We start from the raw sequence: 10,413 nt of genomic DNA, 5'->3' as shown, positions 1-10,413 counted from the left end.
CGAGTAGCACAGCCAGCAACAAAGCCTTACAGGCGCAGAGCAAACCACCCGTTTTACGGGTGGTCCTGATTTTATATGAATTTAAGTTTGCAGATAAAATATGAAAAAGACTGATTAATAATGGAAAGTTGTATAAATGGAGTAAAATAGAAAATATATTTACTTGGAAATTTTTCTTACATACACTTAGAAATGCAGCTGATTAAGAAAGTTTCTGACCATACAAGCAACTGAGATTTTGTTATTTAACATAAGTATGTAATTAACTTAAGAGAAATATTATATGACAATTGATTATTGTATGGAAAATATTGTATAATATGTAATGTACAATTGTTAATAACATGTTATATTATTCAAGAGATTTTATATTTTACAAAGAACGTTTAAAGGGGGAATAATGTATATAGCAGCTTTACAATATTTATATAAAAATTTCTTGTATGTGCAAAAATTTAATATTAATAGAATCTTATATAAGGGGGTTTTTATGGAAGAAAAACAAAATAGATCTAATAAAATTGCTAAAGAGATGATAACCTTTTTCTATTGTCTGAGCATTGTATTTTTTATTTCTCTTATTAATAGTATAGGTGCATATGCTGAAACTACAAATGAAAAACAAAAGTTACCTGAAACATATGCATTAATATTACAGGAAAGAGGAGGAGTTCAGGAACAAATTAATGGATCTGACATTGGTTTGAAAACTGATTCAGGTATCACATTTGATAATAAATTGTTACAGGATTCTATAAATAAACTAAGTTGTTCTGATGATAGTAAAGTGGTTCAATCTGGAAATGCTACTTTAGTCTTAGTAAATAATAATTATGTAATATCAAAAGAAGTTTATGGAAACAAAATAAACAAAGATATATTATATAAAAGTATAGTAAAAGCGATTCAAAATGGGGATACAATATTGAATTTAGAAGCTGCTAACTGTTACGAAAGTTCAGAACCTAGATTCAAAATAAATTCTCCAGCAGTTGTTATCGCTAGAGATACACTTAATAGATATTTGGCTTCTAAAATTACTTATAATTTTGGAGGATTAACACAATATTTAGATAGTTCAATAATAAAGAATTGGATTGGTGTTGATAGTAATTTTAATGTGACAATTGATGAAAATATGGTTAGAAACTATGTAGATAATATAGCAAATACTTATGCATCATCACTTGGGACAAGTATAAAGGTTAGTGGTGGAGATAATGGTAATAACCATAGTTGGATGATTGATGTGTCTGAGGAAACAAAAGTTCTAATAGATAATATAAAGAGTGGACAAACTATAAGTAAATATCCAATATATACTCAAACCTCTATATCCAGTTATTTTAGTAATGTTGGTGATACTTTTGTTGAAGTTGATAAAGGTAAACAACATTTATGGTTCTATAAAGATGGATATCTTGTTGTAGAAGGTGATCTAGTTACAGGTAATGAAAGTACTGGGCATGGAACACCAACAGGAGTGTTTTACTTAAATTCGAAACAAAGAGATTCAGTATTAATAGGTGAAGATTATGCATCACCAGTTAGCTTTTGGATGCCTTTTATTAAGAATGATATTGGTCTTCATGATGCTAGTTGGAGAGATGAATTTGGAGGGGAAATATATAAGACGGGTGGTTCACATGGATGTGTAAACCTACCATATTATGTAGCTAAGGCAATATTTGATAATATTAGCCCAGGCTGCCCTGTTATTGTTCATGAGTAATATTAGAGATATTTCTAATCAACACACGAGAGTAAACAGCTCTATTTAATTATAATTAATGCGAAGGAAAGTTTTGATCTTTTTAGGTCAGAACTTTCCTTTTTTTATAAATAATAATAAACATTTTATAATTAATAAATTGAATTTAAAATGTTCTAAATATAATTATAATTACATAATTATTAAAATATAAAACTTCAATAAAAGTTACTTAATATATTTTTTGTGCAAGCTATAATTTTAGGATTTAAAAATGAAAATTGTAAGGTTGAATGATGTCAGGTGGGATAAGTATGATAAAACAAATATTACAATACATAAAATATCCAAAAAGAATAATGATGATTATTTGTGCCCTGGTAGCTATATATTCAATAGTTTCTATACATTTTATCAATCATTTTTATTTTGGTTCAACAATTAACAGAGTTGACGTCTCAGGTAAAACAGTGCAAGAGGCAGAAGAAGAAATATTATCTAAAATGGACACATATTCAGTGGAATTAGAAGAACGTTATGGTACAAGGGAAGAAATAAAAGAAGCGGATATTAACTTAAGATATGATTTAGGAGACAAAATTAAAGAACTGAAAAGTAAGCAGATTCCATTTGCTTGGATTTTATCTTTTTTAGGAGAGAAGAATTATACAATTACGGATTCTGTATCATATAACGAAGATTTATTAAAGAAAAGCTTTAATAATCTTTCTTGTATAACAGGAAGCAGTGTAGTGGCACCTAAAAATCCTGAATTAGAATATAAAGATGATGGATATATAATTAACAAAGAGATATATGGAAATAAGATTAATAAAGATGCTTTGTATGAACACTTAATAAAGGCAATTGTTAGTGGGGAGAAGAAAATTAATTTAGAATCAATTAATTGCTATGAGAATCCTAAGTATATATCAACATCTAAGGAAGTTTTAGAAGCTAAAAATATACTCGATAAATATGCATCATCAAAAATTACATATTCCTTCGGCGAAGATAATGAAGTTATTGATGGATCAGTAATACACAATTGGCTTAAAGTAGATCAAGATTATTCTGTTGAAATTGATGAAAAAAAAGTCTATGAGTATATGAAAAAAATTGCTAATACGTATAATACCTCAGGAAAAACAAGAGATTTCAAAACATCTTTAGGAACAATAACAAAAGTTAGTGGAGGAAATTATGGATGGGTAATTGATACTTCACAGGAAGCAAAAGAGTTGATTAAAGATATTGAGAAAGGAGAAAATATAGCAAAAGAGCCTATATATAAGCAAGTTGCTTTATCTCATGATAGTAATGACATAGGCAATACTTATGTGGAAATTAATATGAATATTCAACACTTATGGTATTACAAAAATGGAATACTTGTAATAGAAGGTGATGTTGTTACAGGTAATGCAAGCAGAGGCTCTCCCACTCCAACTGGAGTTTATCGATTAAATTATAAGCAAAAGGATGCTACCTTGAAAGGTGAAAATTATAGTAGCTCTGTTTCTTTCTGGATGCCTTTTTATGGGAATGTTGGTATACATGATGCAAGCTGGAGATCAGAGTTTGGTGGAAACATATACAAAGCGAATGGTTCTCATGGATGCGTTAATGCACCATATTACCTAGCAAAGGTCTTATTTAATAATATTGAAGAAGGTACTCCGATAGTTTGCTATTAGTTGCGGTTCTAAATGATTAAATTTATATAAAAGATTAATCGCAACTATCCTATTGAAGCTAATCTTTTCCTAGCTGGATATAGCGGAAAACATTTACAAAGAAAATTTATTGTTATATAATAAATTCATACCGATCAATAAAAAGGAAAAATTAATATTTAATGGTTTTCCTATAATAGGGTTTTATTTGAACATAGACAGGATTATTTAATAACAAAAAATAGTTTAATTGATTAAATAATTAAATTAAGAAAATTTGTAAATACTTTAACTAAGTAATAACACTAGAATAAATACATTGTTTAGGAGGAATTAATATGATAAAAATTAGATTATTTTGTGCAGCAGGAATGTCAACAAGTCTTTTAGTTAATAAAATGAATGATGCAGCCAAGACTAAAGGTATAGAAGTAGATATTGAAGCTTTTCCAGAAAGCCAAATGGATAAAAATCTAGATGGTGTAAATGTTGCTTTGTTAGGACCACAAGTTGGATATACATTAGGAAAGGCAAAGAAAATTTGTGAGCCATTAGGAATTCCAGTAGATGTAATACCAATGGTTGATTATGGAATGATGAATGGTCAAAAGGTATTGGATTTTGCATTGAAATTAACAGAGAAGAAATAAATGCAAAATAAATCTAAGAATTCATAAAAAAATTTATAAATTCTATTAAATAAGCTTTCAAGTTGTTTTTGAAAGCTTATTTTTTATTTTATAGTAGGTTATCATTAGAGAGTTTACGGATGCTATGCCTTTTTAAGGCTTAATTTTATGAAAATGATCGATTTAGAAAGTTACATTTTAATAGAGAATTAAAATAAAAAAGATATTGTATCCGTACAATTTACTTTTTTTATTATATATGATATTTTAATTAATATTAAAATACAGAAGAAAGGAAGGTGATGTATTCTATGAATGAGAAATTTGTTTATGCTCCGGGTCCGACAAATGTTAGAGAGAATGTAAGGTTAGAAAGAGCTAGGATAACTACTAATCCAGACGTAGACGAAGAATTTGTGGAATTCTATAAAAATACTTGTGATACAATAGGGAAAATAATTGAGACAAAAAATCCGGTATATATACTAAGTGGGGAAGGTATTTTAGGATTAGAAGCGGCATGTGCATCTCTTACTGAACCAGGTGATAGAGTACTTGTTTTAGACAATGGAATTTATGGGAGAGGTTTTAAGGACTTTGTTGAAATGTACGGAGGAGAAGGGGTATATTTTTCGTGCGATTATAACAAAGCTATAGATGAAAGTAAGTTAAATGAATTTTTAAGTGTGGATCATGATTTTAAGTATGCAACAATAGTTCATTGCGATACGCCAACAGGAGTTTTAAATGATTTATCTAAGATATGCCCATTATTAAATGAGTATGGAATTTTAACTGTTGTTGATTCTGTTTCTGCAATGGGTGGAGAAGAAATAAGGGTTGATGATTGGAAGATTGATATAGCATTAGGTGGATCTCAGAAAGCATTTTCAGCTCCAGCGGGATTAACTATGGTAAGCATCAGCGAAAAAGCTAAAGAAGCAATGAAAAATAGAAAGACTCCAGTAATAGGGTTTTACTGTAATCTTAATATCTGGGAAAATTATTACGCAAATAAGTGGTTTCCGTACACAATGCCAATAAGTGATATCATGGGGTTAGATAAAGCGGTTGATAATATTTTGGATGAAGGAATTCAAAATGTGCTCAAGAGACATGAAAAAATAGCATATGCGACTAGGAAGGCTGTTAGTGAATTTGGACTTGAATTATTTTTAGAAGATGGTTATTCAAATACAGTAACAGCAGTCAAAATACCGGAAAACATAGGAGCTCAGAGGCTTAAAAATCATATGTTGAGTAAATACAATACTTTAATTATAACATCACTAAATCCATACGAAGATATAATTTTAAGAATAGGACACATGGGGGAGAATGCAAAAGTTGATAAGATTCTTTATGCATTAAATATAATTGAGAACGGACTAAAAGATCTAGGCTTTGAAAGTAATGGTGAATTAGTAAATTCATTTATTAGACACTTAAATAATTAATTATTAAATTAAGCAAAGGTGGGGCAAGGAATGGAAATAAACAGAAGAAAAAGCAAATTTAAAACAAAAGACATGGTAGAAACAGCACTATTAACAGCACTAGTATTTGTTGCAACAGCATTTATAAATATTAGATTGCCAATATTAGCTACTGGCGGATTAGTTCATTTAGGAACTGTAATGTTATTTGTTACAGCAATTGTTTTCGGAAAAGAGAAGGGGGCTATAGCTGCTGCTGTAGGAATGGCAATATTTGATTTATCATCAGGATGGGCACTTTGGGCTCCATTTACGTTCGTAGTAAGAGGAATTATGGGATACATGGTTGGTGCCATATCGTGGAGTAAAAATGAAGAAGGTAATAGTATTGTACTTAATCTTTTAGCAATTATCTTATCAGGTATTTGGATGATAATCGGATACTACATTACTGAAGGAATACTTTATGGAAACTGGGCATCACCAGTTGCATCAATACCTGGAAATGTGACTCAGATTGTTATTGGATTATTGCTTGGATTGCCTATTGCTAAAGTACTTAGAAGATATAAAAAGTATATTTAAATATATAATAATGGTGTTTTAAAGTGATTTATACTACTTTAAAGCATCATTTTTTTGCATTTAGTAAAGCTTATAATAAAATATGATATTTTATGAAACTTTATTTCGTAAATAATAATGTTGACGAAATAAATATATCATATTATGATTATATTAACTTGATACTGTATTTAGGAGGATATTGAGAATGAGTGATAACGATTTAAAGAAAAATAGTGCTAAGGAAGCCATGAAATATATAAAAGATGGGATGATAGTAGGTCTAGGCGGAGGGAGGAGCATAGCTTATTTAATAGAATTTATAAAACAGGATAAAAATATTAACGTAAAGATAGTTACTCCATCAGTGAAAACAAAGATGCTTTGTATAGAAAAAGGTTTAGAAGTTTTGCACACAAGTTCTGTGGATAAAGTGGACGTTGCTTTTGATGGCTGTGACCAAGTTGATGAAAAATTAAATGCATTGAAAAGTGGTGGAGGAATTCATACTAAGGAAAAGTTAATTGCTAGTATGGCAGAAGAATATATTCTCCTTGTTGATGAAGCAAAAGTTGAAAAAGAGTTAACATTTAATGTTCCGGTAGTACTTGAAGTTTTAGAGGATTCTTTGAAGTATGTTGAAAAAAAAGTACTAGAATTAAATGGGAAACCGGTGATTAGAAGTAGCGATATAAAAGATGGATTTACTATAAGTGATAATGGCAACCTATTAGTAGATGTATTCTTTAATAATGTAAAAGATATTCATAAACTAAATGATAATCTAATAAGAATTTGTGGAGTTATAGAAACATCATTATTTACTAATGTAATTACAAAAGTAATTATTGCTAGTAAAGAAGGTATTAGAGAAATTTCACAAAAATAATTTAATTAAGAATAAAATTTAAAATTGAAACATATGAGGTGAAGGATATGAATAAAATAAATTGGGCAATACTAGGGCCAGGAACAATTGCAGCAGATTTTGCAAAGGCTATAAATGAAGTGAATGGGCAGATATATGCGGTAGGTTCAAGAAATATTGAAAAGGCAAGGGATTTTGCTAATAAATATAACATAGAAAAAGCTTACGGAGATTACGATGAGATGCTAAAGGATGATAATATAGATGTTGTTTATATAGCCACGCCTCACTGTAATCATTATGATTATATAATTAAGAGTCTTAATAATAATAAAAACGTATTTTGTGAAAAAGCAATTACTGTAAATGGAAAGCAATTGAAAGAAATAGTTGACTTATCAAATGAGAAAAAATTAATAGTGGCAGAAGCAATGACTATTTATCATATGCCGTTATATAAAAAGTTACGTAAAATTGTTGATGATGGCAAGCTTGGAAAGATTAAAATGATTCAAGTTAACTTTGGAAGCCTTAAAGAGTATGATGTGACAAATAGATTTTTTAGCCCAGATTTAGCAGGAGGTGCCCTTCTTGATATAGGAACATATGCATTGTCATTTACAAGGTACTTTCTCTCTAGTCAGCCAGAGGAAATTTTAACTACAGTTAAGAAATTTGAAACGGGAGTAGATGAGCAGTCAGGTATAATTCTTAAAAATTCTGATGATGAAATGGCAGTTATATCATTAACTATGAGAGCAAAACAGCCAAAGAGAGGAATTGTATGTGGAGAATTAGGATATATAACTGTTGAAAATTTTCCAAGAGCAGATAAAGCAACAATTACATATCCTGATGGAAGTGTAGAAATTATTGAAGAAGGCCATGGTTCAAAAGCATTAGAATATGAAATTGAATGTGTAAATAGTATGGTAATGAATAAAACGGGTAATGATACTTTAAGATTGTCGGTTGATGTCATGGATATAATGGACCAGGTAAGGAGACAATGGAATTTAAGCTATACTTTTGAGTAATAAGTTTTACAAATTAATTAATTGAATACAATGATTAAGGGAGTAATTATTAAAGTGAGAGAGATAGAAAAGAGTGTTCTAGATAAAATTCTTTGCATTTATAAAAGTTTACATGAAGCAGAAAAAAAGATTGCTGATTATATAATTAATAATAAAGAAACAGTCATTGAAATGACTGTTTCTGAGTTAGCATTAGAAAGTAGTGTTAGTGAAGCTACAATAGTTAGGTTCTGTAAAAAATGTGATCTAAAAGGTTTTTATGATTTGAAAATTAAAATAGCTAAAGAAATGGTTAATTTAAAAAGTAGTAATATATCAAATGAATTAGATTCCAATAATATAATGCAATCACTTCAAAATATATTAGCAAATAAAATTGAAGAATTGAAACAAACAATTTCAATGATGAATGAAGGTAATATAAAAAGAATATTAGAAGCAATTAAAGGAGCAAGAATTGTTCAATTTGCAGCGGTTGGTAATACAATACCTGTAGCAATGGATGGAGCATATAAGTTTAATCAGTTAGGAATATCATCTGTTACTAATACCATATGGGAAACACAACTTGCATTTTCATATACTTTAACTAAAGAAGATGTAGTTATAGTAATATCTAATTCAGGAGCTTCAAAAGAGCTTGTAGCTTTACTTGAAATTGCTAATGAAAGACAGGCAACAACTATTTCTATAACTAATCATGAGAATTCTCCTGTTGCCAACAAAAGCAAATATCATATAAATACTTCAACAAGAGAGAAACTATTTCTAGATGAGTTTAGCTTTTCTAGAGTATCGGCTATGGTTGTTATAGAAATCTTATACTTACTTTTAACAAGGGATAAAGAAGATGCATATAATTGGATTAGTCAGCACGAACAATCTATTGCAGAAGGAAAGATATAAGGAGAAGTTACAATAGATGGATATAATAGATATTTTATTTAAAATTTTAAATAGATATTAGATTTGAAGAAGGAAGGGTATAAAGATGAAGAATATAAATATTGGGAATAGCGGAATCAAAGCTTCTGAAATTGGACTTGGATGCATGCGAATGGCATCAGTTGAAAAGAGCGAGGCGGAAAAGATTATTAAGACGTCGTTAGAAGAAGGAATTAATTTCTTTGATCATGCTGATATATATGGGGGAGGAAAATCAGAAGAAGTTTTTGCAGATGCAATTAAAATGGATTCTTCCATAAGAGAAAAAATGATCATTCAGACTAAGTGTTCTATAGTACCAGGAATAATGTATGATTTTTCAAAAGAACATATCTTAAATTCAGTAGATGCTAGTTTAAAGAGATTAAAAACAGATTATGTAGATACATTACTGCTACACCGTCCAGATACGCTTATGGAACCTGAAGAAGTTGCAGAAGCTTTTTCTAAATTACACGAAAGCGGAAAAGTAAAATATTTTGGAGTAAGTAACCATACTGCAATGCAAATAGAATTACTTAACAAATATTTGAATAACAAAATAATTATAAATCAATTGCAATTTAGTATAATGCATACAGGAATGATAGATGCAGGATTAAATATGAATATCAAAAATGATGCTTCTATAGATAGAGATGGGGGAGTATTAGAATATTGCCGTCTTAAAGATATAACTATTCAAGCATGGTCTCCTTATCAATATGGTTTCTTTGAAGGCGTATTCTTAGATAATGATAAATTCCCAGAATTAAATAAGAAGATTAATTCAATAGCAGAAAAGTATGCAGTAACTAATACTGCAATTGCAACTGCATGGATATTAAGACATCCAGCAAAGATACAAACAATAGTTGGATCTATGAATGCTGAACGAATAAAAGAAATATGCAAAGCATCAAATATCACATTGACTAGACAAGAATGGTATGAAATATATCTAGCAGCAGGAAACAAATTACCATAAGGTAAAATTGATATCTGGCTTGGAGTGGAACTAAGTTTTACTTTAAGCCAGATATTTTATGTGAAAAATTAAGCCATTGGGCAAATAAATTGATAGTGAGTCTAAGCAAATTTTTAAAGTGTAAGAAGTTAATATGATTAAGAAATATGAGGAATCTAAATATAATGCATTGGATAACTATACCAGGTGTATCTATAGTAGGATATTGTAGTATTATATATATAAAGAGAGAATTTGGAATATAAAAGCTGCATATTGCAGATGATTGAGTATATGTAGATAAATATTAATGGTAAGATAAAAGACGTCGCTAAGAGCGGTAAACAATTTGAAAGAAATATTAAAGAACTTTTAAATAAAGGAATTTGAAATTTTAAAAAAATTGTTGACAAGTTGAAAATCAAGTGATAAAATAAAAAAGTCGCTTGAGGGTGACAAAAAATAATATAAAATTATAACGAAAGTTGTAAGAAAGAAAATTGGTCTTTGAAAATTGAACAGAATAAGATAAATACATTTAAGTAAACCAGCAATTTTTATTTGAGTAAGCTAAGATTAAACTTTTTATTGAGAGTTTGAT

9 protein-coding genes are annotated in these 10,413 nt (G+C 29.1%); all 9 read left to right on the top strand.

Annotated features, from left to right (window positions below; genetic code table 11):
- The first annotated feature begins 490 nt into the window (after positions 1 to 490).
- Entirely contained in the window at positions 491 to 1,732 is a 1,242-nt protein-coding gene (locus L1S46_RS25950; protein WP_238860736.1) for a L,D-transpeptidase family protein, read from the top strand.
- A gap of 293 nt (positions 1,733 to 2,025) precedes the next feature.
- Positions 2,026 to 3,408 (top strand): L,D-transpeptidase family protein, encoded by a 1,383-nt coding sequence (locus tag L1S46_RS25945; RefSeq protein ID WP_238860734.1) that lies wholly within the window; start codon positions 2,026 to 2,028, stop codon positions 3,406 to 3,408.
- 317 nt (positions 3,409 to 3,725) lie between these two features.
- Complete coding sequence (locus tag L1S46_RS25940; RefSeq protein ID WP_065417140.1) at positions 3,726 to 4,037, top strand: PTS sugar transporter subunit IIB; 312 nt, start codon at positions 3,726 to 3,728, stop codon at positions 4,035 to 4,037.
- Between the two features lie 290 nt (positions 4,038 to 4,327).
- Complete coding sequence (locus L1S46_RS25935; RefSeq protein ID WP_238901400.1) at positions 4,328 to 5,473, top strand: alanine--glyoxylate aminotransferase family protein; 1,146 nt, start codon at positions 4,328 to 4,330, stop codon at positions 5,471 to 5,473.
- A gap of 30 nt (positions 5,474 to 5,503) precedes the next feature.
- Positions 5,504 to 6,037: an ECF transporter S component gene (locus tag L1S46_RS25930; protein ID WP_236895525.1), complete on the top strand. Its 534-nt coding sequence runs from the start codon at positions 5,504 to 5,506 to the stop codon at positions 6,035 to 6,037.
- A 187-nt stretch (positions 6,038 to 6,224) separates the two neighbouring features.
- Positions 6,225 to 6,905 carry a ribose 5-phosphate isomerase A gene (rpiA, locus tag L1S46_RS25925; RefSeq protein ID WP_023976685.1) on the top strand — a complete coding sequence of 227 codons (681 nt, stop codon included), beginning with the start codon at positions 6,225 to 6,227 and terminating at the stop codon, positions 6,903 to 6,905.
- Positions 6,906 to 6,952: 47 nt separating this feature from the next.
- Positions 6,953 to 7,921: a Gfo/Idh/MocA family oxidoreductase gene (locus tag L1S46_RS25920; protein WP_238901398.1), complete on the top strand. Its 969-nt coding sequence runs from the start codon at positions 6,953 to 6,955 to the stop codon at positions 7,919 to 7,921.
- Between the two features lie 54 nt (positions 7,922 to 7,975).
- Positions 7,976 to 8,827, top strand: coding sequence for a MurR/RpiR family transcriptional regulator (locus tag L1S46_RS25915; protein WP_238901396.1), 852 nt, complete (start codon positions 7,976 to 7,978; stop codon positions 8,825 to 8,827).
- An 85-nt stretch (positions 8,828 to 8,912) separates the two neighbouring features.
- On the top strand, positions 8,913 to 9,833 hold the full coding sequence (locus L1S46_RS25910; RefSeq protein WP_039772597.1) for an aldo/keto reductase: 921 nt from the start codon (positions 8,913 to 8,915) through the stop codon (positions 9,831 to 9,833).
- Positions 9,834 to 10,413: the final 580 nt, after the last annotated feature.

It is taken from the genome of Clostridium sp. YIM B02500 (assembly GCF_022324665.1).
GTDB classification, from domain to species: Bacteria; Bacillota; Clostridia; order Clostridiales; family Clostridiaceae; genus Clostridium; species Clostridium beijerinckii.
Note: the sequence above shows the minus strand (reverse complement) of the source record. Positions and strands in the feature narration are given on the sequence as shown.

Coding starts and splice junctions, on each gene's coding strand:
- L1S46_RS25935 (WP_238901400.1), top strand. CDS start 4,328: ATGAATGAGAAATTTGTTTATGCTCCGGGTCCGACAAATGTTAGAGAG.
- L1S46_RS25950 (WP_238860736.1), top strand. CDS start 491: ATGGAAGAAAAACAAAATAGATCTAATAAAATTGCTAAAGAGATGATA.
- L1S46_RS25920 (WP_238901398.1), top strand. CDS start 6,953: ATGAATAAAATAAATTGGGCAATACTAGGGCCAGGAACAATTGCAGCA.
- L1S46_RS25930 (WP_236895525.1), top strand. CDS start 5,504: ATGGAAATAAACAGAAGAAAAAGCAAATTTAAAACAAAAGACATGGTA.
- L1S46_RS25910 (WP_039772597.1), top strand. CDS start 8,913: ATGAAGAATATAAATATTGGGAATAGCGGAATCAAAGCTTCTGAAATT.
- L1S46_RS25945 (WP_238860734.1), top strand. CDS start 2,026: ATGATAAAACAAATATTACAATACATAAAATATCCAAAAAGAATAATG.
- L1S46_RS25940 (WP_065417140.1), top strand. CDS start 3,726: ATGATAAAAATTAGATTATTTTGTGCAGCAGGAATGTCAACAAGTCTT.
- rpiA (WP_023976685.1), top strand. CDS start 6,225: ATGAGTGATAACGATTTAAAGAAAAATAGTGCTAAGGAAGCCATGAAA.